19 protein-coding genes are annotated in these 22179 nt (G+C 72.7%); 7 read left to right on the forward strand and 12 right to left on the reverse strand.

Annotated features, from left to right (window positions below; all coding sequences use genetic code 11):
• Positions 1-2 precede the first annotated feature (2 nt).
• From ACN9M0_RS33880 to ACN9M0_RS33910, 7 genes are all read right to left on the reverse strand, one after another.
• Complete coding sequence (locus tag ACN9M0_RS33880) at positions 3-1055, reverse strand: iron-siderophore ABC transporter substrate-binding protein (protein ID WP_366041810.1); 1053 nt, start codon at positions 1053-1055, stop codon at positions 3-5.
• Between the two features lie 193 nt (positions 1056-1248).
• Complete coding sequence (locus tag ACN9M0_RS33885; protein WP_366041811.1) at positions 1249-1980, reverse strand: hypothetical protein; 732 nt, start codon at positions 1978-1980, stop codon at positions 1249-1251.
• Positions 1981-2110: 130 nt separating this feature from the next.
• Positions 2111-3106: a LacI family DNA-binding transcriptional regulator gene (locus tag ACN9M0_RS33890; RefSeq protein ID WP_366041812.1), complete on the reverse strand. Its 996-nt coding sequence runs from the start codon at positions 3104-3106 to the stop codon at positions 2111-2113.
• The gene (locus tag ACN9M0_RS33895) at positions 3103-4905 is read right to left on the reverse strand and encodes a glycoside hydrolase family 36 protein (protein ID WP_399697403.1); all 1803 of its coding nucleotides are present in this window, start codon (positions 4903-4905) and stop codon (positions 3103-3105) included. Before ACN9M0_RS33895 ends, ACN9M0_RS33890 begins: the two co-directional genes overlap by 4 nt.
• A gap of 8 nt (positions 4906-4913) precedes the next feature.
• Positions 4914-5741 carry a carbohydrate ABC transporter permease gene (locus ACN9M0_RS33900; RefSeq protein WP_399697401.1) on the reverse strand — a complete coding sequence of 276 codons (828 nt, stop codon included), beginning with the start codon at positions 5739-5741 and terminating at the stop codon, positions 4914-4916.
• A complete protein-coding gene (locus tag ACN9M0_RS33905) occupies positions 5738-6649 on the reverse strand; it encodes a carbohydrate ABC transporter permease (protein ID WP_366041815.1) in 912 nt (303 codons plus the stop codon). The genes ACN9M0_RS33900 and ACN9M0_RS33905 overlap by 4 nt, the downstream gene beginning before the upstream one ends.
• Complete coding sequence (locus ACN9M0_RS33910) at positions 6646-7950, reverse strand: ABC transporter substrate-binding protein (protein ID WP_426404773.1); 1305 nt, start codon at positions 7948-7950, stop codon at positions 6646-6648. The genes ACN9M0_RS33905 and ACN9M0_RS33910 overlap by 4 nt, the downstream gene beginning before the upstream one ends.
• A gap of 211 nt (positions 7951-8161) precedes the next feature.
• Between ACN9M0_RS33910 and ACN9M0_RS33915 the strand changes: the two genes are divergently transcribed.
• Together ACN9M0_RS33915 and ACN9M0_RS33920 are read left to right on the forward strand one after the other, a co-directional pair.
• Positions 8162-10123: a hypothetical protein gene (locus tag ACN9M0_RS33915; RefSeq protein ID WP_426404774.1), complete on the forward strand. Its 1962-nt coding sequence runs from the start codon at positions 8162-8164 to the stop codon at positions 10121-10123.
• Positions 10120-11325: an aminotransferase class V-fold PLP-dependent enzyme gene (locus ACN9M0_RS33920; RefSeq protein ID WP_426404775.1), complete on the forward strand. Its 1206-nt coding sequence runs from the start codon at positions 10120-10122 to the stop codon at positions 11323-11325. Before ACN9M0_RS33915 ends, ACN9M0_RS33920 begins: the two co-directional genes overlap by 4 nt.
• 24 nt (positions 11326-11349) lie before the next feature.
• On the opposite strand, the gene ACN9M0_RS33925 is transcribed toward ACN9M0_RS33920, so the two are convergent.
• Together ACN9M0_RS33925 and ACN9M0_RS33930 are read right to left on the reverse strand one after the other, a co-directional pair.
• The gene (locus ACN9M0_RS33925; RefSeq protein WP_399697394.1) at positions 11350-12072 is read right to left on the reverse strand and encodes a beta-glucanase; all 723 of its coding nucleotides are present in this window, start codon (positions 12070-12072) and stop codon (positions 11350-11352) included.
• Between the two features lie 344 nt (positions 12073-12416).
• A complete protein-coding gene (locus tag ACN9M0_RS33930; RefSeq protein ID WP_366041820.1) occupies positions 12417-13121 on the reverse strand; it encodes a DUF6882 domain-containing protein in 705 nt (234 codons plus the stop codon).
• Positions 13122-13277: 156 nt separating this feature from the next.
• On the opposite strand from ACN9M0_RS33930, the gene ACN9M0_RS33935 reads away from it, so the two are divergent.
• From ACN9M0_RS33935 to ACN9M0_RS33945, 3 genes are all read left to right on the forward strand, one after another.
• Positions 13278-14825 (forward strand): FAD-dependent monooxygenase, encoded by a 1548-nt coding sequence (locus ACN9M0_RS33935; protein ID WP_426404776.1) that lies wholly within the window; start codon positions 13278-13280, stop codon positions 14823-14825.
• Positions 14826-14927: 102 nt separating this feature from the next.
• The gene (locus ACN9M0_RS33940) at positions 14928-15647 is read left to right on the forward strand and encodes a TetR/AcrR family transcriptional regulator (RefSeq protein WP_426404777.1); all 720 of its coding nucleotides are present in this window, start codon (positions 14928-14930) and stop codon (positions 15645-15647) included.
• Between the two features lie 107 nt (positions 15648-15754).
• Positions 15755-16441 carry a hypothetical protein gene (locus ACN9M0_RS33945; protein ID WP_426404778.1) on the forward strand — a complete coding sequence of 229 codons (687 nt, stop codon included), beginning with the start codon at positions 15755-15757 and terminating at the stop codon, positions 16439-16441.
• Between the two features lie 15 nt (positions 16442-16456).
• Here ACN9M0_RS33945 and ACN9M0_RS33950 read toward each other — a convergent pair whose 3' ends face one another.
• The gene (locus ACN9M0_RS33950) at positions 16457-18016 is read right to left on the reverse strand and encodes a pectate lyase family protein (RefSeq protein ID WP_366041825.1); all 1560 of its coding nucleotides are present in this window, start codon (positions 18014-18016) and stop codon (positions 16457-16459) included.
• Positions 18017-18400: 384 nt separating this feature from the next.
• On the opposite strand from ACN9M0_RS33950, the gene ACN9M0_RS33955 reads away from it, so the two are divergent.
• Complete coding sequence (locus tag ACN9M0_RS33955) at positions 18401-18775, forward strand: VOC family protein (protein ID WP_399697384.1); 375 nt, start codon at positions 18401-18403, stop codon at positions 18773-18775.
• An 83-nt stretch (positions 18776-18858) separates the two neighbouring features.
• Here the strand turns inward: ACN9M0_RS33955 and ACN9M0_RS33960 are convergent, their stop codons facing one another.
• Together ACN9M0_RS33960 and ACN9M0_RS33965 are read right to left on the reverse strand one after the other, a co-directional pair.
• Positions 18859-19500: an amidohydrolase family protein gene (locus ACN9M0_RS33960; protein ID WP_426404779.1), complete on the reverse strand. Its 642-nt coding sequence runs from the start codon at positions 19498-19500 to the stop codon at positions 18859-18861.
• A gap of 77 nt (positions 19501-19577) precedes the next feature.
• The gene (locus tag ACN9M0_RS33965; protein ID WP_426404780.1) at positions 19578-20861 is read right to left on the reverse strand and encodes an amidohydrolase family protein; all 1284 of its coding nucleotides are present in this window, start codon (positions 20859-20861) and stop codon (positions 19578-19580) included.
• Positions 20862-21092: 231 nt separating this feature from the next.
• Between ACN9M0_RS33965 and ACN9M0_RS33970 the strand changes: the two genes are divergently transcribed.
• On the forward strand, positions 21093-22100 hold the full coding sequence (locus ACN9M0_RS33970; protein ID WP_426404781.1) for an aminoglycoside phosphotransferase family protein: 1008 nt from the start codon (positions 21093-21095) through the stop codon (positions 22098-22100).
• The last annotated feature ends 79 nt before the right edge of the window (positions 22101-22179 follow it).

Here is a 22179-nt window from a genome sequence, read left to right on the forward strand (position 1 = left end):
TGCTACTTCCCGGCCTTGGCGACGGCCTTGTCGATCATCGGGAGGTAGCGCTCGATGCTGTACGGGACCGTCAGCGGGTTGATCATCGACGAGGCGGTGACGAAGGGCTGGTCGTTGCTGTAGACGAGGGCGCCCTTCTTGACCGCGGGGATGGCCGCGTACAGCGGCTGCGCCTCGATCTCCTTGCGGGACTTGTCGTCCATGTAGAAGGTGAAGGCGATGTCGCTCTTGGAGAGCTTGTTGGCGTTCTCCAGGCCGATGAGGGCGGAGTCGGTGCCCTCGGTCTCCTTGAAGGTGTTCACGACCGGGTCGACCCTGAGGCCCAGCTTGGAGACCATCGCGACGCGCTGCTCCTCGGGCTTGAAGACGCCGAGGGTGCCGGGGCCGGTGTTGTAGATGTACGAGAACGTCACGTTCTTGTAGTTCGGGCGCGTGGCGGCGGCGTCGGCGAGCTGCTTGTCGATCTTGTCGGTCAGCTCCTTGGCCTTCTCCGGCTGTCCGAGCGCCTTGGCGACGATATCGATCTGCTGGTCCCAGTCGGTGCTCCACGCCTTGTCGGGGTAGGCGACGGTCGGCGCGATGTCCTTGAGGAGGTCGTACTGCTTCTGCGTGATGCCCGACCAGGGGGCGAGGATGACGTCGGGCTCGAGCTCGGTGATGGCCTCGATGTCGAGCTCCTCGCCGCCGTCGAACTGCTTGGGGAGCGTGGCGCCGGACTTCTTCACCGCGTCGTGGATCCAGGGCAGGTAGCCCGTCTTGTCGCTGCCCCAGGGGTAGCTCTCGATGCCGACGGGGACGTTGCCCAGCGCGATGGCGGTCTCGGCGGAGCCCTGGCCGAGGGTGACGACGCGCTTCGGCTTGTCCTTGATGACGGCCTCGCCGAGGGCGCTCTTGATGGTGACGGGGAACGCGCCCGCCGGAGCCTTGGCCGCCGAGTCCTTCGCGTCGTCCTTTTTGTCGTCCGAGCCGCACCCGGTCACCATGAGGCCGAGCGAGACCGCGGCGGCACCCGCCACGAGAACGCGGCGGCGAAGGGGGGTGAACACAGAAGGCATGGCGGATCCTTGTCTCCGGGCAGAGGTGTGCTGACGACTCGTCCGGCGCTCCTCCAGACATGGGGATGTCGAGGCAGCAGCCATCGCGAGGCGCTTGTTAGGTGAGCCTAACCTATCCCGTGGCTGCCGGGGGCGCCAGGGCCCGTCCGACCCCTCGCCGCCCGGAAGAGCCGGCCCGGCCCGTGAGGCGACGTCAGACCGAGGCCTCCCACGCCGTCGTCAGGCCGTCCAGCCACGCCGGCGGCAGCTCGGCGGCGTCCCACTCCTCGTGCAGGTCCGCCGACGCCGTGGCGAGCCGCTCCAGTACGGCGACGCTGGTGGGGGAGTGGATGAGGGAGTACCGGCCGTGGATCGCGATCGCGCTGCCGGGCCCGTACTCGGCGTACAGCCGGTCCAGGCGGGCGCGGTGGGCCGAGGTGAACTCCGTGAGCCGACCCGCGTACCCCGCCCGCTGACGCGAGCTCATGGTGCCGAGGACGGCCCGGAGCACCTGCTCGGTGACCTCGGGGTCGAGGTCCGAGACATCGGTGAAGGAGAGGTAGAGGGGAGTGACGGCCACATTGGTGCGCTCCAGCTCCGTCCGGCCGACCGGGGGCCGCTCGTCCGGGGACTCGGCCGAGGAGCCGGTGGCCACGACGTGACGCAGCGCCCGCTCGGAGACCGCGCCGAGCTCCTCGGCGACGGCCCGCGCCCCGTCGAGCCAGCCGGACGCGTACAGCTCGCCCTTCTCCGCCGGGGCCGTACGCTCGCGCCCGCCGACCTCCTCGTGCGCCAGCGCGAGCGCGCCCGCCTCGACGAGCGCGATCAGCTCCTCCGCGTCGCCGGACCAGACCCCCGCCCGGGCGAGCAGCCCGAGGAGCGTCCTCTTCGCGTTGAGGACGCTGGCCTCGTCCAGCTGCTGCCGTCCTTCTCCGGCGGTGCTCACAGGGTCCTCCTCGGCGTCGGGACGGCGGCGCGGTTCTCTCGGGTACGCGGAACGCTCCGTTCGAGCCTACGCAACGCCCCTGGCCACGACGCACCCTTCCCCCCTGCGGCGCGCGCGTCGGGGAGATGAACTATCGGGCGGCCGGGCCCGTCGAGGCGCGGATGACCAGTTCCGGATCGAAGAGGAGCTCGCCCGTGGGGACCTCGCGGTTGCCGACCAGCGCCAGGACGCTGCGGCCCACCTCCAGGGCGAGCCGGTCGGCGGGCTGACGGACCGTGGTGAGGGCCGGGTCGGTGAACTCGGTGACGGACGAGCCGTCGTAGCCGACCACCGAGACGTCGTCCGGCACGGACAGACCCTGCCGGCGGATGCCCCGGACGGCGCCGAGCGCCATGAAGTCGCTGGCCGCGACGATCGCGGTGGCGCCGAGCCCGACCAGGGCCGCGGCCGCGGCCTGGCCGCCCTCCACGCTGTACGACTGGCGCACCACCCAGCGCGCCGCGTCGTCGATGCCGCGCCGGGCCATCGCCTCGACGAAGCCCCGGACCCGCCGGTCGGCCGGCCGGTTCCCCGAGGGGCCCGAGGCCATGCCGATGCGCCGGTGCCCCAGCCGGTGGAGGTGGTCCACGGCCAGCTCCGCCGCGAGTGCGTCGTCGGTGGAGAAGACCGGGGCGGGCACGCCGTCGGCGAACTCGCCGTTGATCCCGACGTACGGCACACGGCGCTGGCGCAGCAGCTCGTAGCCGTCGGTGTCCGCGCCCTCGACGGTGTTGGAGGAGGAGAGGAAGACGACGGCCGCGATGCCCTTGTCGACGAGGGAGGTGAGGTAGTCCAGCTCCTGCACCCCGCCGGCGAAGACGGGGCAGAGCACCGTCTTCAGGCCGTGCGGGGCGAGCGCCGACTCGATGCGCTCGGCGACGTCCGCGAAGAAGGGGTTCGACACGAACTCGGTGACGACCGCGACCAGCTGGCCCTGGGTCGGGCGCTCGTAGCCGAGCTCGGCCATCGCCCGCTCGACGGCCTCGCGGGTCTTCCGCGAGACGCCCTGCCGCCGGTTGATCACCCGGCTGACGGTGGCCTCGCTGACCTGTGCGTGGGCTGCGACGTCGGTGATGCCGACCTTCATCGCGGTCCTTCCGTGAGTACGAGCGAAACCAGACCGCCGCGCGGTACGGCCAGCGGGCGGGGCCCTTCCGGCAGGTGCGCGGGCGGATCAGCCATCATACGGCCGTCCGGCCCGTGGACCCGGGCGGTCACCCGGCCGCCGCCCCCGGTCACCTCCACCATCAGCCGGTCCCGGTCGGAGCCGTTGACCAGGTGGATGCGGCGGTACGCGGCGAAGTCGAGCACCGCGACCCGGTCGCCGTGGACGCTCATCAGGCACTCGTCGCCACGGGACGCGACCACCACCGGGTACAGCTCGTCCGGCCGCCCCGGCTCCACGGCCCCGTCGAGGAGCAGCTCCCGGTGGAGCCGCCAGCGCCCGAGCCAGAACCGTACGGCCGCGAGGTGCTCGGGCGGCACCTCGTCCAGGCGTACGGAGAGCTGCGGCACCGCGTGGAGCGCGCCGATCAGCTGCCGGGCCACCGCCTCGACCGGCGCGGAGCGGGACCACATCAGCATGTCGGAGTGGACGGCCCCGCCCACGGCGAGCAGCGCGGTGTCGAGGGTCTGCACCCGGTTGGCGGTCGCGTCCGCGGGGCAGTCGAGGGAGCGCAGCATGTTCCCGTACGGCGCCATGCCGGGGCCCGTGTACGGCTGGCGCAGTTCGAGCAGCACCTCGGGCCGTACGGCTTCCAGGGCCCGGCGCAGCTCGGCGAGGAGCCCGGTCATCGCCAGGCCCACGTCCCCCGCGCCGTCGCCCGCGTACACCGCCGCCTCGTCGAGGAAGTCCAGCTTGAGCCCGTCGAGTCCGTACGTGCGGACGAGGGAGACGCACAGCTCGACGACGTGCCGGCGGACCCCGGGGAGGCGCGGGTCGAGCACCCGGGCGCCGGGGACGGTGGCCGGGGCGGGCGCCGACGCGGCCCAGCGGTCGTGGCAGTCGGCCCCGGGCCCGATGAGGAGGGGCGCGACCCAGAGCAGATAGCGCAGTCCCTCGGCGCGCACCCGTGCCACGTGCCCGGCCAGGTCGGGGAACTTGGCCGGGTCCGGCTGCCAGTCGCCGCAGCCGGCGTAGCCCCGGCCGTTGCCGAAGCGCTGCCAGCCGTCGTCGAGGATCAGCGCTCCGCAGCCCAGTTCGGCGGCGCGGCGGGCCTGCGCCTCGACGGCGGCGGCGGAGACGTCCTGGTTGAAGGCGTACCAGGTCGAGTACACCGGGAGCCGGGCCGCGTCCGGCACCGGCATCGGCGGGTGGGCGGCGGCGAACCACGCGCGCAGCGGCCGGAGGGCGGACGCGACCGACGGCGCGCGCGGCACGAGCAGCAGCCGGTGCGGCTCCGCGGAGGCGGGGAGGCTCAGATGGACGACGTGGGTGTCGTTCTCCTCCGAGACCCCGAAGCGGATGTCCGCCTCGGGGACCGGGTCGGCGACGGCGAAGGTGAGGAGGGTGGCGCCGGAGTGCGCGTACAGACAGCCGACGGGAGCCCCGTCGACCAGGCTGACGCGACCGCGGCCCTCCCAGTCGGCGACCAGGGTGCGCCGCCAGCCGGCTTGCGGATGCCAGTAGCCCGCCGCGTCGCCGAGCGGCACCGAGAGGCGGATCTCGACGGGGACGCCGTCCGCGTGGACGGCGAGCATCCGCAGCCCGTCCGCGAGGACGGTCAGTTCCCACGAGGGGGTCACCTCGGGATGGCCAGGGGCGAGGACGGCGACCGACACGTCGTCGAGCAGCGGCTCGGCGGGGGCCGGGGCGGCGTGCGCGGTGGTCACCGGGACGGCCGGACGGGGGTGGTCGGTGTGCTGCTGTGTCTGCTGTGTCTGCATCGGCTTGTTCATTCCTTCACGGCGCCCGCGAGGAGGCCGGAGACGAAGTGGCGCTGGAGGGCGAGGAACACCACCGCCATGGGGACGGCGGCGACGGCGGTGCCGGCGAGGATGGCGCCGTAGTCGGTCTCGTCCAGGCCCTGGAGGGAGGCGAGCGCCACCGGGATGGTGAACGTGCTGTCGTCGCGCAGCACGATCAGCGGCCAGACGAAGTCGTTCCACTGGTACAGGAAGAGGAACAGGGCGAGCGCCGCGAGGGCGGGGCGCATCGGGGGCAGGGCGACCCGCCACAGGAGCCGGAGCTCTCCGCAGCCGTCCATCCGGCCGGAGTCCAGGAGTTCCGTCGGGAGCGCGGCCATCGACTGGCGCATCAGGAAGATGCCGAAGGGCAGGGCCAGGTTCGGGGCGATCACCGCCTGGTAGGTGTCCAGCCACCGCAGCTCGGCCATCATCGTGAAGAGCGGCACGAGGGTGATCTGCGCGGGCACGACCAGACCGAGCATGAGGAGCCCGAAGAGGGCCTCGCGGCCGCGGAAGCGGTAGGTGGCGAAGCCGTATCCGGCGAGGGTGCACACCGTGCCGGCGAGGACCGTGTAGACGAGGGCGATGCCCAGGGAGTTGAGGACGACCCGGCCGAAGTCCGCCGTCTCCTGGAGGGTGGCGAGGTTCTCCGCGAGGTGCCCGCCGGGCAGCAGGGGCGGCGGGCTGTCGAAGATCTCCCGCGAGCTGTGGGTGGCGCCGACGGCCAGCCAGTAGAAGGGGACCGCGACGGCGGCCAGGGCGAGGGCGAGCCCGGAGGTGAGCAGGATGCTCCGGCCCGGGTGGCGGCTGGTCACGACTTCTCCCCGAGGAGGCGGAACTGGATCAGGCCGAGCAGTCCGACGAGGACGGTGAGGGCGTACGCCACGGCCGAGGCGTAGCCGAAGTCGAAGTACTTGAAGGCGTTCTGGTAGAGGTACACGCCGATGGTCAGGGTCGCGTTGTCCGGCCCGCCGCCGGTGAGGACGTACGGCTCGTCGAAGAGCTGGAGCGTGCCGATGGTGGACAGGACGGTGGTGAGCAGCAGTGCGGGGCGCAGCCCCGGCAGGGTGACGTGCCGGAACGCGCCCAGTGCCCCGGCGCCGTCCACGGCGGCCGCGTCGTAGAGCTCGCGCGGGACGGTCTGCAGCCGGGCCAGCAGGATCACGGCGTTGTAGCCGGTGTAGTGCCAGGTCAGTGCCAGGCCCAGGGAGATCCGCGCCCACAGCGGGTCGGTCAGCCAGGGCACCGGGTCCGCTCCGAACAGCCCGAGGAGCCAGTTGACGAGCCCGTAGTCCTTGTTGAGGAGGACCGAGAAGACGATGCCGTACGCGACGAGGCCGGTGACCATCGGCAGGAAGAAGCCGAGCCGGAAGACCGGCCGGCCGCGCAGGAGCGTGGAGTCGAGCGCGACCGCGAGCGCGGTGGCGAGCGCCAGCATCAGCGGCACCTGGACGGCGAGGATCACCCCCGTGTTGCGCAGCGCGGTCCAGAACAGCGGGTCGTCGGCGAGGCGTACATAGTTGTCGGCACCCACGAAGGTCTCGGTGCCGCCGACCGTGCGGTGCAGGCTGAGCAGGAAGGACCGGCCGATGGGGTACAGCTTGAACACGGCGAAGAGCAGCACGGCGGGCAGGACGAAGAGGTACGGGGCGGCCCGGCCGCGCCGCCGCCGGTGGCGCACGACGGCCGGCGCGGACCGGGCCACCGGGGTGGTGACCGTCATCGGGCGGCCTTCCGGCCGGTCTGGCGGGCCAGTTCGCGGGCCGCCTCGGTCAGCACCTTCGCCGGGTCGGCGCCGCCGAGCAGCACCTTGGACTGGGCGTCGGTGACGAGCTTCAGGGCCCGGGCGTAGTCGGAGGTGTAGTTCACGGCGGGGCTGGGGGCCTTGAGCGCGGCGAGGAAGACCTCGCCCTTGCGCTGCCCGCTGAAGAAGGCCGACGGCTGGTGGAAGACGGGGTCCTCGTACGCCTTGAGGAGGGCGGGCGCGATGCCCTTGCCGCGGTAGATCCGCACCTGGGAGGCGGGACGGGTCAGCGCGAACTCGACGAAGGACCAGGCGGCGGCCTGCTGCGTGCTGCTGCCGGCGACGGCTAGGTGGGTGGAGTTCACCGTGGCCGCGGTGGCGCCGCCGCGGCGGACGGCCGGGGGCAGCCGGACCTTCCACTTGCCGGCCTCGCCGGGCACCTGCTCCTCGATGATTCCGCCGAACCAGGTGGGCCAGGGCAGCACGGCCGCGGTGCCCCGCTTCAGGGAGCTCATGAGGGCGTTCCACCCGCCGGCGAGATCGCTGACGAGCCCGGCGTCGTTCATCGTCTTGATGAGCGTCATGGCGCGGACGGCCTCGGGGGAGTCCAGGGTGATGCGGCCCCCCAGATCGAAGTAGAAGGCGCCCTGGAGCTGGAGCAGCATCTGGAAGAAGTTGGCGGCGTCGGGCTGTGAGGCCGGCTTGTCGATGCCGAGGAGATGGGCGCCGGTCTTCGCCTTGAGGCGTCTGCCGGCCTCGATGGTCTCGTCCCAGGTCTGCAGGGCCTCGACGTCGACACCGGCGCGTTCGAAGAGGTCGGCCCGGTAGTAGAAGCCGGCCGAGTTCGCCTCCCAGGGAAGGGCGTCGACCCGCTTCCCGTCGGGCGAGACGGTCTGCCAGAGGCCGGGGGCGAAGGCGTCCTTGTGGGCGGTCGCGCCCAGCGGGGCGAGGTCGGCGAAGGCGCCGGGGAAGTGCTCGACGTACCCCGGGAGATAGTCGACGCCGATGTGCAGGACATCGGCGAGACCCTGCCCGCCGGCGGCCAGGCCGGCCGTGATCTTGTCCCAGATCGCCGGGTTGCCGATGTCCTCCACGGTGACCTGGATGTCCGGATATGCCTTGTTGAACTCCGGTATCAGGGCCTTGAGTTCGGCCGCCGGGCCCTGCCAGGACCAGACCGTGATCCGGCCCTTGCGCGGGTCTCCGGCGGCGCCGCCGCTCGGGCCGGCGCCGCTTCCCGAGCAGCCGGTGAGGGCGAGCGCCAGGGCGCCGCCTCCCATGCGAAGGACGTGTCGCCGTGCCGGTCGTCTTCCGGGGTCTCTGTCTGTCATGGGGCGGGACACTACAAGCGGACCGATCAGAGTTGCAATCCATCATTGAAAACTTTCAGTTGGACAGGCTGCTGATGATTGTCGAATCTCTTGCAAGTCTTCGGGAGGGGTTGTTAGCGTGCCGCGCGCCGACCGATCACCCGATCCGGGAGAGACCCTCATGACGCGTTCCCGTACGACGCTGCTGCTCGCCGCCGCCCTCGCGTTCCTCGCCCCGCTCACCGCGGCCCACGCCGACCCCGCCCCTCCGGCCGCCCCGGCCCTGCTGACCGTGACCGACCCCGGCTTCGAACAGGGCGGCACCGGCTGGGAGTTCACCGACGGCACCGGAGTCGCGGTCAACAACCCGCACGCCGGGAGCCGTCTCGCGTACCTCGACGCCGGCAGCGGCATGAAGGTCTCCCAGACCGTCACGGCCACCGGCCACGGCAGCTATCTCGTCTCCGCCTGGATCGCCACCGGCGGCCCCGGCGGCCGCTACACCCTCCGGATCAACGGCGCCGCCGTCGCCGAACGCACCCTGCCCGCCGCCGCGAACTACCGCCGCCACACCCTCGGCCGGATCGCGCTCGTCCCGGGCGACCGCCTGGAGATCGCCTTCGCGTCGGGCCAGGGCTGGATCAACGTCGACGACGTCATGGTCTCCCCGGCGGCCCCCGCCGACCCGCGGGTCACCTCCAGCGACCCCGAGGTCGTCGCCATGTTCGACTGGGCCAAGGGCAAGGCCAACAGCTGGGTCCACCTCCCCGGCACCCAGGGCCCCCTCGACGCCGACGAACGGCAGACCGGCGGCACCGGCACCGGCGTCTACGCCCCCTCCTACTGGGCCGGTTACGCCAACCGCAGCGGCTACTACTCCCGCGACGCGGCCCACCAGCTCGCCGGCGCCGGGGTCCTCGGCCTGCACGCCGAGAACAAGGAGATGCTGCGCGCCTTCGCGGCCACCGCCACCGCGGAGCACGCCTACTACCCGGTGTGGGCCCTCAACTTCGACAACCGCACCCCCCTCTCCATCGACTACCGGGGCCCGAGCCTCTTCGTCCGCGAGGTGCCCGCGCCCTTCGAACTGGTCCAGAAGGCCGAGGAGGCCTACCGCTGGAGCGGCGACCCCGCCTACCTCGACGACCCCGCCCTGTGGGCGTTCTACCGGCACACCACCGAGGAGTTCGTCACCCTCCACGACGGACAGAAGGACAACGGCCCCGTCCAGGTCGCCGAAGGCACCGGCCACGGCATCTTCCAGGGCACCGCCAGCTACAACGAGCAGAGCGACGAACCGCTCACCGAGGCGGGCGACGCCATCGGCTCCCAGTACCAGGCCTACCGCGCGATGGCCTCCCTCGCCCGCGCCAAGGGCCAACACACGACGGCCGCCCGCTTCGAGCGCCGCGCCCGCGACCTCAGGGCGTACTTCAACTCCACCTGGAGCGGCACCGGTTCGGGCGCCGACATGGTCCGCGGCTACACCACCGACGGGCGCGCCCTCACCGGCTGGGGCAAGGAGAACAGCTGGTTCATGCCGATGAAGGGGATCATCGATCCCGGCGCCCGCCGCGAGGCGTACCTCGACTACATCGACGCCCAGGCCGAAGGCGCCGGACGCCCCGACAACATCGAGGCGCTCACCTACCTCCCGGACACCTTCCTCACCGGCAACCGCGCCGACACCGCCTGGAAGTGGATGCGCCACGTCTACGCCCAGAAGGACGTCCAGCACGTCAACACCCGCCAGGGCACCAACGGCGACTACCCCGAGGTCTCCTTCACCCTCGTCGCCCAGACCGTCCAGGGGCTCATGGGTGTCACCCCGAACGCCCCCGCCCGCACGCTCACCACCCAGCCGCGACTGCCCTCCGGCATGGAATGGCTCAGCATCGAGGACCTGCGGGTCGGGGACTCCGCCTTCACCCTCCGGCACGACACGGACCGCCGCTCGACCCTCACCCACACCACGGGCAACGAGGCCTACACCTGGGAGGCGCGCTTCCCGGGCGCCCACGACACCGTCGCCGTCGACGGAGTCCGCCGCCCGGCCCGTACCGAGGTCGTCGACGGAGCGACCTACACCGTCGTCCGTACCCGGGTCGCCCCCGGCCGGACCGTCACCGTCGAGGTCCGATGAGCACGCTCGGAGGTACGGCGAGCGCGCCGGGAGGCCGGCCGGGCGTGGCCGGGGACCGGCCGGGCGTGGCGCCTGCCGACTTCCCGGGCGGGCCGGAACTCTTCCGGCTCGCCCCGGAACCCGCCCACCTCAACCACGGCTCCTTCGGCGCCGTACCGCTCCCGGTCGCCCGGGCCCACCGGGAGCTCGCGGCCGAGGCGGCGGCCGACCCCGACGCCTTCTTCCTCGGCGTCCCCGACCGCGTCGCCGAGGCCCGCGGACGCGTCGCCGCCCACCTGGGCGCCGACCCCGAGGGCATCGCCTTCGTCACGAACGCCACCGAGGCCGCCGGACTCGCCCTCGACGCCCTGCGTCTGGACGCCGACGACGAGGTGCTGGTCACCGACCACGGCTACGGCACGGTCGTCGCGTCGGCGGCCCGCCGGGCCCGGACGGTCACCGTCGCCCTCGACCCCGCCCTGCCGGACGAGGACGCGGTGCGCGAGACGGTGATCGCCGGGCTCACGCCCCGGACCAAGGTGGCGCTCCTCGACCAGATCAGCTCACCCACCGCCCGGACCGTCGCCGGACCCCGGCTGCTGGCCGAGCTGCGCGAGCGGGGAGTCACCACGGTGGTCGACGGCGCCCACGCACCCGGCATGCTCGCCGAACCGCTCGCGGGCCGCCCCGACTTCTGGTTCGGCAACCTGCACAAATGGGCGTACGCCCCGCCGGGCAGCGCCGTCCTCGCGGTGGCCCCCGCCCACCGGGCCCGGGTGCCCGCGCCCGTGCCCTCCTGGGAGGACGACCGGGGCTTCCCGCGCGCCGTCGAGTACCGGGCCACCGCCGACTACACCGGCTGGCTCGCCGCCCCCGAGGGACTGGACCTGATCGCCGGGCTCGGTGCCGAACGCGTCCGCGCCCACAACAGCGCACTCGTACGCCACGGAGCCGAGTCGCTGGCCGGCGTCCCCGGCCTGACCCCGCTGCCGTACACCGAGGGCCTCGCGATGAGGTCGCTGCGCCTGCCCCGCGGTCTCGCCCGCACACAGGGGGAGGCCGCCGCGCTGCGCGAGGAGATCGCCGCCCGGCTCGGCTGCCGGGTGCTGATCTGGGCCTGGCCCGACGGAGGCGGCATCCGGATCTCCGGGCAGATCTACAACCGGGCCGAGGAGTACGAGTGCCTCGCCGCCGGCCTGCGCACGCTGCTCGCGGACCGCTGAAGGAAGGGGGGGAGGGGCGGGTGTTCAGTCCCGGTACACGCGCAACTCCGCCACCTCGTACGACATCTCCGACGCCTCCGGGTCGGGCGCCGGGTGGTACTGGCCCGCGCAGACCGAGAGGTTCACGATGAGGTGGGCCCGCCACGAACGCCCCACCCCGCGCCGGTCGGCGAAGACGCGGGCGCCGTTGACCCACCACACCACGGAGCGCGCCCCGAACTCCACCCGGAGGTCGACCCAGGCCCCGGGCTGGACCGCCGGGTCCCGGAAGTAGAGGTACCTGCCCCGCACCCGGTTCGACAGCTCCAGGAGGTCCGGGTTGTCGGGGTGGTACTCGAAGACGTCGATCTCCTGGCCGCCGTCGCGCCAGGTCCAGATCGCCGGCCAGGCTCCCGTCTCCACGGGCAGCCGCACCCGGGCCTCCAGGACGTCGCCCGTCCGCACCAGGAATCCCTCCTCGCTGCCCTCCGTCGTCAGCAGCCCGGCGTCCCAGAGACCGTCGGTCCTGCGGGTGGCCCGGAAGGTCCCCGTCCGGCTGTACGCGGGGTCCTCCACCAGGTGGTCGAGCTTGTTGTCGCCGGGGTTGGTCGGGCCGCCGTCGGGATAGGCCCACGAGCGGCCCGCGACCCACTGCTCGGTAGAGGAGAAGTCCGCGTCGAGGACGAGATTCGCGGGGGTCGACGCCGGACCGCGCCCACCCGCGCCGTTGCCGCTCCGCCGGAGGCGGTCGAAGAAGTCGTTCAGCACGGCACCACTCCTCTCGCGCGGGCCTCCGCCGGCCCGCAGGCGATCTGTCCCACCTTGCACCGCGTGGACATGAAGGGTGACCCTTTGGCGACAAGTCGTCACCGGATAGCTGAATGCCCCACCGGGACGTTGATAGGTGTACGGCGCATATAACCGTCCCTGATGCGGGGCCTGGCCCGGGCAGGCACTCCTTCAGGCAAGGAGTTGTGAGCGCCGCCGGGCGCGCGCTCGGTGTGACCCGGTGCGGCCCGGCGCGGGGAGTCGGCCGGACGTTCAGGCGGTGACTGGCGGCGGGAGTCGGCCGGACGTTCAGGCGCGGCCCGCGGCGGGAGTCGGCGGGACGTTCAGGCGCGCGACCCCGAAGGGAGCACCTTGACGTCGATGCCCGCGATGCGCCCGAGCTCGTCGAAGTGGACCTCGGCGACGTTGCCGGCCGGGAGTTCGGCGACGATCCGGTCGTCCTCGACGCGCTGGGGCACCCCGTGATGGTCGAAGTAGCCGCCGACGACCTGACGCGGCGAGTGCCCGATCAGCCCGGCGCCCGTGAGCAGCATCCGGGGGAGCGAGACCGGTTCGAGCTCGGCGCGCGGCACCCGGGCGTCGTCCGGCAGGAAGTAGATCCGGGTCCCGGGGCCGGCGGGCACGCCGATGTACCCGTGGGTGTCCGCCACTCCCATCCCGGTGAACGCCAGCGTCTCCGCGGCGCGCCGGGGGTCGTCGAAGCCGGAGAGGTCGAGGACCTCCTCGGTCAGCTCGCGGATGCCGTGCGCCTGTCCGTAACGGGCGATCGCGGCGGGCAGCTCCACCACCTCGGTGTCCCGGAGCCCCGGATTCGCCCAGCCCCACATCCAGGACCGCTCCTCCGTGTCGTACGTGCCGAGTACGGCCACGCGCAGTTCCAGTCCGCCCTGCCGGTAGACGCAGGACGACAGGTCCGCGGTCCACGGCCCGTCGGGCAGGAAGGAGCCCAGGACCTCGAGCTGGGCCGCGCCCCAGGCGGCATGCCGCTCGGCCTCCAGAAGGAACGCCTCACTGAATTCACTCACCATGCGTCCGACCCTATGTGCCACGGCCGTTGGGCGGGGACGGGGGTGGCGTCGTGATGGTGGACAGGCGGCGGCTCTTCAGGAGCATTATTTATGGATACACTGTAGCCGTTAAATGCTGTGCGGCCGGAGTCACGGGATCGACGAGGAGCGGCAGACATGGACGACACAGGTACGGCGACGGTCGACGTCCTCGTCATCGGCGCGGGTCCCGTGGGGCTCGCCCTCACCCTCGACCTGGTCCGCCGGGGGCTCGCGGTCCGGCTCGTGGAGCAGGAGGGGAAACGGTTCGAGGGCTCGCGCGCCAAAGGCGTCCAGCCGCGCACCCTGGAAGTGCTCGACGACTTCGGCCTGGCCGACGCCGCCCTCGCGGCCGGCGGTCCCTACCCGCCGATGGGACTGCACCTCGGCCCCTTCACGAAGTCCTGGCGCATGCACGCCACCGCACCCGGCAGCGCGGGTACGCCCTACCCCGACGTCCTGCTCCTCCCTCAGTACGCCACCACGGCCCTCCTCCACGACGCCGTCGAACGCCTGGGCGTGCGTGTCGAGTTCGGCGTCCGGGCCGAGGAGATCACCCAGGACGCCGAGACGTGTGCCGTACGCCTCGACGACGGCCGCCTCCTGACGGCCCGGTACGTCGTGGGTGCCGACGGCGGCTCCAGCACCGTGCGCAAGGCCGCGGGCATCGCCTTCGAGGGCGCCACCGACGAGGCCGACCGGATGATCCTCGTCGACGCCGCCGTCGACGGACTCTCCCGCGACCACTGGCACATCTGGCCCCGCACCGGCGGCCGCGGCGTCGCGGCATGCCCCCTGCCCGGCGGTGACGGCCGCTTCCAGATCATGATCAGAACGCGGCCCGGAGACCCCGCCGAGACCTCCGCCCCCACCGAGACCCACCTCGCCGAACTGGTCCGACGCCGGGCCGGCCGCTCCCTCACCCTCCGCGACGTCAGCTGGACCTCCGTCTTCCGCCCCAACGTCCGCCTCGCCGAGCGCTACCGCGACGGCCGGCTCCTGCTGTGCGGCGACGCCGCGCACGTCCACACCCCCGCCGGAGCGCAGGGCCTCAACACCGGCGTCCAGGACGCGTACAACCTCGGCTGGAAACTCCACCAGGCCCTCGCCGGCGCCGGTGCCTCACTCCTGGACAGCTACGAGGACGAGCGGCGCCCCGTCGCCGCCCGGGTCCTCGGCCGCTCCACCGAACTCTACGAGGGGCTGCGCCGCACCCGCCCCGGCCGGCTCACCCGCGGCCCGGGCGAACACCAGCTGGACATCTCCTACTTCGGCGGCCCGCTCGCCCCTGCGGACGCACCCCGCACCGCGACCCTGCGCTGCGGCGACCGCGCCCCCGACGCCCCGCTGCCCGACCCCACCGCCGCGGCCACCAGGCTCTTCGACCTCTACCGGGGCCCGCACTTCACCGCCCTCGCCTTCGGCGCCCGCGCGGCCGCCGCCGCGCGCCGCCCCCCCTGGCCGAGCACCGGCGTCCCCCTGCGCCGCCACACCGCGCTGCCGCACACCACGCCCCGTACCCCACGGGAAGCGATGCTGCTCAGCGCGTACGGAATCACCGAGGACACGCTCCTGCTCATCCGCCCGGACGGCCACATCGGCCACGTCTCCGCCCCGGCCGACGACGACATCGCGGATGCGCTCCCCGCCATCGGCGCGCTGACCGGCGGCCTCCCCGTCGGCTGACGCCGCTCGGGGCGCGCGCTCGGCGGGTACGGTGGCCACGCACCCGCCGACGGTCGCCGGTGGCCCCCGGCGACCACGCACAGCGAGAGAGAGCCCGCCGTCATGCCCGCCACCCCGCCAATCCCCGGCAGCCCGGCCTGGTGGGCCGCGCGCCCCGCGCCCACGCCCTCGGCCGGGCCCCGGCGCGGCCGACCCTCGCTCGACACCGCGCGGATCGTCGACACCGCCCTGCGCCTGGTCGACGAGCACGGCGTCCAGGCGTTCTCCCTGCGCATGCTGGCCGAGGCCCTGAACTCCAGTACCGCCACGCTCTACCGTCACTTCGACGGCAAGGACGAGATCATGGCGTACGTCGTCGACTGCGTCCTGGGCAAGGCCGACCTCGACGGCCTCGCCGCCGCCCCGGCCGACTGGCGGGAGGTCCTCACGGTCACCGCCCACCGGTTCCACGACACCCTGCGCCGCCACCCCCACACCCTGCCGCTGCTCATCGCCCACGTACCGGTCGGCCCCCACGGACTCGCCCAGCGCGAACGCGTCCTCGCGGCCCTCCTGGACCACGGTCTGCCTGCCGACCTCGCCGCCCGCGCCTTCACCGCCGTCACGCACTACGTCATCGGCTTCACCGCCCAGCAGCACGGCCCGGCCGCCGCCCCCGACAACGGCGCGGAACTCGCCGCCTTCTACCGGGGACTCGACCCGGCCGGCTACCCCGCCCTGCTCCGGACCGCCCGAAGCCTCACGTCCGTCTCCCAGGACGAGGAGTTCACCTTCGGTCTCACCCTCCTCGTCCTGGGCCTGGCCCAGCTCGTGCCTGCCTGATCATCCACGCGCCGGGCGAGTGTCCCGGCGTCCGGCATGGTCGCGCGGGGCCGCGGGTGGGTGGTCCCGTGTCGCAACGATCTTCACCCCGACTCGTTGATCACGCCATGAGGAACCTGACCACCGGCCGCCGCGCCCGCCTTCTCGCCTCGACCGTCACCGCCCTGCTGCTGGGCATCGGGAGTGCTCCCGGCGCGTACGCGAGCCCCGCCGCCCAGGACTGCCCGGCGGCGGAGATCTTCGCGACCGACAACACCGCGATCATCACCGACCCCGACGACCCCCGGCTGGACACCCGCCTCACCCGCTTCGGTCACGAGGTACGGCAGATCATCCGCGCCAACGGCGCACGGCCGGGCGCCTCGGAGCTCCTCGACGGCGTCTTCTGGTCCGACGAGCTGAAGCAGGCGACGTACGAGCGTTCCCGGGAGTTCGACGTCGAGCGGGTCGGCCGCGACGGCCTTCACCACATCGCCGGCGTCATCGCCAAGCAGTACCTCCAGGAGGCGGTCCTCACCTTCCGCTGCCTGCCGCGCGCGGCACCGGAGACCGACGCGGTCGAGATCGAGGTCCCCGGTGTCGGCGTCAGTAGCCTGCGCGAAGCGCTCGTCGCGGACCCGGAGGCCCGCGACAAGCTCGGTGGCGGTTCCGTCACCCTCGACGGCCGGCTCGTCCTCGTCGCCCGGGTCGACGACCTGCCGCTGGTCCGCAGGTTCACGACCGCCCTCGGCGCCGACTGGGACCAGGCGCAGGTGCGGTACGGCGACCGGGAGTTCGTGACCGGGGCGGAGTGAGCCGAGGCGGCGGGGCTACCCGGCGTACGTCTCGAACTCGGCCACCTGCGGCGTCCCGTTCGCGCCGGTGATCTCGAAGGTGACCTTGGTCAGCGAGGTCCGGGGGAAGCTGATGGCGCCCGCCCCGCTGCCGGAGGCCAGGACGGTGCCCGTGTCGCCGTCGACGACCCGCCAGGACCCGATGCGGCCCGTGGTCCCCGCCGTCTCCCGGATGTCGATCGCGGAGACGGCGGTGGCGGTGCCCCACTTGATGGACACGGAGCCGGTCGTGCCGGCCGGGGACCAGTAGGTGCTCATGTCGCCGTCCCGGACGTTGCCGTAGCTCGTCCCGGTGGCCTTGCTGGAGCCGTCCGAGCCCGCCCCGATGCTGAGGTTCGTCCCGCCGGGCGGGGTGGGTGACGGCGTGGGGGTGGGGGTGGCTGTCGCGGTCGGCGTGGGGGTCGGCGTGGGCGTGGGCGTCGGTGTCTGGGGCGAGCAGCTGCCGTCCGACACCTGGAGGCCCTTGCCGGCGCCCGCCGTACGGCTCACGACGCTCGGCACACAGGCCGCGTCGTCGAGGGTGAAGGCGTACGGGATGCTCACCGTGGTGTTCGACTGCGGGTTCGGCCCCGCCGGGTGGTACTCGCTCGCGGGGCTCGACCAGGTCACGTTGTCGAAGACGTTGCCGCCGACCTGCCAGTACCCGGCCGCGTCGGTGTAGAAGGTGCCGAGGACGTCCTTGGAGTCCTCGAAGTAGTTGTTGTCCACCCTGGCGTGCGCACCCGCGCGGGAGTTGATGCCGGACTCGTTCAGGTGCAGATAGTGGTTGTCGTACATGTGGGCGGTCCCGCCGCGCAGCAGGGGCACGCGGGAGTCGATGTTCTCGTACAGGTTGTGGTGGTACGTGATGAAGCCGTTCGAGAGCTCCGTCTCGCTGGAGCCGACGAGCCCGCCGCGGCCGGAGTTGCGCAGGATGCTGTAGGACAGCGTCACGTATCGGGTGTTGTCCTTCATGTCGAACAGGCCGTCGTAGCCCTCCGACTCCCCGCCCGACGCCTCCAGGGTGACGTGGTCGACCCAGACGTTCCGGACGTCGCTCTCCATGCCGATGGCGTCACCGCCGTTGGAGGTGGGGGAGCCCGACTTCTTGACGTTCCGGACGGTCACGTTCTGGACGATGATGTTGCTCGACTCGCGGATGTGGATGCCGAGTTGGTCGAAGACGGCACCGCTGCCGACGCCGACGAGCGTGACGTTGCTGATCTGTTTGAGCTCGATCACCCCGTCGGCGGTGTTGCAGCTCGGGCCGGACACCTTGGCGGTGTTGGAGTGGTCGATCGTGCCCTCGACCTCGATGGTGAGCGGTGTGCTGCTGCTCGCCCGGGCGCAGAGCGCGGCGTGGATCGCGGTTCCCGTGGTGGCCCGTACCGTCTGCCCGCCCGCGCCGCCGGTGGTCCCGCCGTTCTGGGTCGCGTAGCCGGTGGCGCCGCCGGTCGCCGCCGCCGCCTCGGGCAGTGACAGGACCGCCGCGGTGGCGGCCGCCAGGGCCAGTGTCGTCAGTGCCGCTTGGAGCCGAAGTGCGATGGGTCGTCTCATGCTCGCCGTCCTTCTCGTCCTTCTCGTCCTCGAACAGTCCGACAGTTCGGAAGAAACCGTCGGTGGGCAGCCCTCGGGGAGCCGCCCCCCAAGGGATGGAAAGCGCTTTCTGTCCGGGACGATAGGGTGACCCCCGCGGCGTGGCAAGGCTCCGGGCACGCACGGATCCGGCCTTGCCACGACAGGATCGATCAAGTACCGTCGCTCGACGTGAACACCGGACCGGCGCTGCGACGCCACACACAGACGGGCCATCCGGTGGACGACTGACCGCTCGGCGGGTGCGACACCAGCACCCCCGGGGACCGGCACGCGGACCTCCCCAGTGCTCGAGCACTGCGAGTCCATCCTTCTTCGTGCCGAACCCACAGCGAGGTCATCCACATGGCAGTCACGTTCAACCACACCATCATCGCCGCCAAGAACCGCGACGAATCGGCGCGCTTCTTCCGGGAGTTGCTGGAACTCCCCGAGGCGCCGTCCTGGGGTCCCTTCCTCAACGTCCAGCTCGCCGACGGTGTACTGATCCAGTTCGCCGAGCCCCCGGTCGAGATCCAGATGCAGCACTACGCGTTCCTCGTCGACGACGAGCTCTTCGACCGGGCGTACGCGCGGCTGTGCGACCAGGGCGTCGAGCACTGGGCCGATCCGCAGATGAAGCGGCCCGGCGAGACCAACACCGAACACGGCGGCCGCGGCGTCTACTTCAAGGACCCCGCCGGGCACGCGTTCGAGCTGATCACGCGCCCGTACCTGTAGGAGCCGAGGGTTTCTGAACGGGAGACGGTCGGGCACCCGAGCGGAGTGCCCGACCGTCGGTCAAGGGGCGTGGTCCCTCGTTCTCAGGCGAGGAACTCCCCGTCGAGGGCCACGACCACACCGCCGTGGACCACCATGTCCCGGCGCGGCATGTCGACGACGACCTGCGGCAGGCACTCGCCGCGCACCAGGACGAAGTCCGCCGGCGCGCCGGGCCTGAAGTCGGCGTGCGCCAGGCCCATGACGTCCGCGCCGCCGTGGGTCGCCACGCGGTAGCACTCGTTCAGCTCGTCGTCGAGACGCACGTCCGTCACCCACCCGAGGATGTGCGCGCGGTGCATCATGTCGGCGTCCCCGAACGGGCTCCAGGAGTCACGCACACCGTCGGAACCGAGCCCGACCCGCACGCCGTGCTCGCGCAGCCGGGCGATCGGCAGCACCAGGGAGTCGGACGGTGCGACCGTGGTCAGGGCGATGTCCTGCTCGCCCAAGTCGGTGGCGATCATGCCAAGTTCACGGTCCGTCAGACCCGGCAGGCAGAAGACGTGGCTGACGGTGACCTTGCCGGCGAGCGACAGGGCGCGGGTGCGCTCGACGATCCCGCGCATCGCCTGCATGCCCTTCTCGCCACGGTCGTGGAGGTGGATGTCCACGCCCACGCCGTGCCGGTCCGCGATGCCGAAGACCGTGTCGAGCTGCTCGTCGAGGGCGTGGGCGCCGGTCACGCCGGCCGTTGCTCGGGTGCCGCCCCGACGGGCGCGGGCACCGTCCCGCGGACCCGGCCCGGTCCGGCGGGGCGTTGTCAGAGCGCGATGCCCGCCCGTACCACGCGCACCGGTTGCTTGAGGACCGTCACGTCCGTGAGCGGGTCGCCGGTCACGAGGATCGCGTCGCCCGTGAAGCCCCGGGTGAGGCGGCCCACCTTGTGCTGCACGCCGAGGAGGCGGGCGGCGCCGGTGGTCGCGGTGCGGAGGGCGTCGAGCGCGGACAGTCCCGCGGCACGCATGAGTTCGACCTCGCGGCCGATCGGGCGAACGGTGCCGCCCGACGAGTCGGTGCCGGCGGCGAGCGGGACGCCGAGTTCGTGCGCGGCGAGGACGGCCCGCTTCAGCACGGGGAGGTAGGTGCGGCCGCGCTCGGCGAGGATCGGGTTCGGGGAGTCGATCATGCCGGCGATGGCGGAGAGGGTGGGGGTGAAGTACGTACCCCTGCGACGCATCTCGCGCAGGGTGCGCTCGCCGACGAACGCGCCGTGTTCCAGGGAGCGGATGCCGGCCGTGACGGCGTCGTGGCAGCCCTGCTCGCTGTAGCTGTGGCAGAGGACGCCCTTGCCGCGCCGCCGGGCGGCGGCGACGATCTCGGCGAGCTGCTCGTACGAGTAGACCTGGGCCAGCGGGTCCTGTTCCGGGACTCCGGCGCGCTCGTTCACGCGCGTCTTGATGACGTCCGCGCCTCGGGCGAGGTTGACCTCGACGACGCGGCGCAGCGCCTCGGCCGAGCGCACGCCGTCCTTGAGGCGTACGAGCGGGGTGAGGTCGGGGTCGGCGAGGACGGTGTCGCCGAGGTCCGGGGTGACGAACACGCCGGCGGCCGTCAGGCGGGGTGCGAGCGCGGGGCTGTGCCGGGCGAGTTCGCGGACGGCGATGTCCTGGTAGAAGGTGGTCGATCCGCTGCGCGCGCTGGTCGCGCCCTGGCGGACGGCGTCGCGGGCCTCGGCAGCGGTGCTGAGGTGGATGTGTGCGTCCACCAGGCCCGGCAGGACCCAGCGGCCGTGGGCGTCGAGGACCTCGACGCCCTTCGGCACGGTGACGACACCCTCGCGGCCCGCCGCGCGCACGGTTCCGCCCTCGATGACGACGACGGCGTTCTCGGTGACCTCGCCGGTGGCCGGGTCCAGGAGGGTGCCGCCCCGGATCACGAGGTCGCCCCCGGCGGGGGTTCCGGAGCTCCGGTCCGCGCCTGTCCCGGGCGAGGCGGCCGCCGCGGTGCCGGACACGGCCACGGTGCCGGCGAGCGCGGCCGCACCCGCGAGGACGCCGCGGCGGGTCACCGAGGGGGAGGGCGGCGGGGTGGCTTCGAGGCACATGTGGTGCTCCTTGCGGGAGTGGCCGACGACTCCCAGTTTTGTATACCAAGCGGCGAGGGTCGGACAAGGGTGGAGATCGGGAGGTGCGGTTAAGGCCCGTCGCATGCCCAAGTGGGGGTGGTCTCGCTCGCTGGTTTGGTATACGAATATCTCTAAGGCTGTTCTGTGTCTCGGGCGGGCCCCACGGGTATTTCGGGTGCGCCGAACGCCTCCCGGTGGTGGAATCGCCCGATGGGACAAGCGATATCCATGACGGTCGACCGCGGGCGGTTCGCGGATGCGGTCACCCCCTGGGAGGAAGAGGCCTGGCAGGCCGCCGCCCTCGGCTGGTCGGAGCGGGAGCTCGCCCGGCACGGTCTGGCGGAGGCGGGCCCCCGTGAGGTCAGGGTCCGGCCCTGGTCGATCCTCGTGCGCTTCCGGACCGGAGCCGGGGAGCGCGAGGTGGTGTGGTTCAAGGCGAGCGCCCCGGACGCCGCCTTCGAGGCCGCCCTCGGCGGTGCGCTCGCCGACTGGGTGCCCGAGCACGTCGTGACCCCGCTCGCGGTCGACGCCGCGCGGGGCTGGTCGCTCCTCCCCGACGGCGGGCCCCTCTTCCGGCACGTGCTCGACGCCGGCGACGCCGGGCCGGAGTCCTGGGCTGTGGCACTCGGCCAGTACGCGCGGATGCAGCGCGCCCTGACCCCGTACACGGAACGGATGGCCGCCCTCGGTGTGCCCGGCGGCCGCACCGGAGAACTGCCCCGTGTCTTCGACGGACTCGTCGAGGGCAACGCCGCCCTGGACCCGGACACCCGCCGTGCCCTCCGGGGCCGGCGGCCCCGGCTCCTCGACTGGTGCGAGGAGCTCGACGCGTACGGCATCCCGGACTCGCTCGACCACTGCGACCTGCACGACGCCCAGCTCCTCGCCCCCGCCGCCGGCCGCTTCACCTTCTTCGACTGGGGCGACGCCAACATCGCCCACCCCTTCACCAGCCTCCTGGTCCCCGCCCGCGCCGTCCGGGAACGTCACGGCCCCGAGCATGCGCACCGGCTGCGCGACGCGTATCTGGAACCCTGGACCGACCTGGGGCCGAGCCTCCCGGAGCTCCGCCGTGCCGCGGCGCTTGCCACCCGGCTCGGCGCACTGGGCCGGGCCGTCTCGTGGTTCCGCCTCTTCCCCGGGACCCCGACCACGGGGTGCGCCGAGGCGAGCGCCCAGTGGGTGAACGAACTCTTCACCGAGTCCGAGGTGTTCTGAATCCACCGCCGCTGAATCCACGGTCCTGGGCCGCCCTTGTGGTACTGCCTTACGGAGACATTGTCTGTTTGTTCCGTAA

Origin of the sequence: Streptomyces sp. R-07 (genome assembly GCF_049913175.1) — a bacterium.
Classification (GTDB): Bacteria; Actinomycetota; Actinomycetes; order Streptomycetales; family Streptomycetaceae; genus Streptomyces.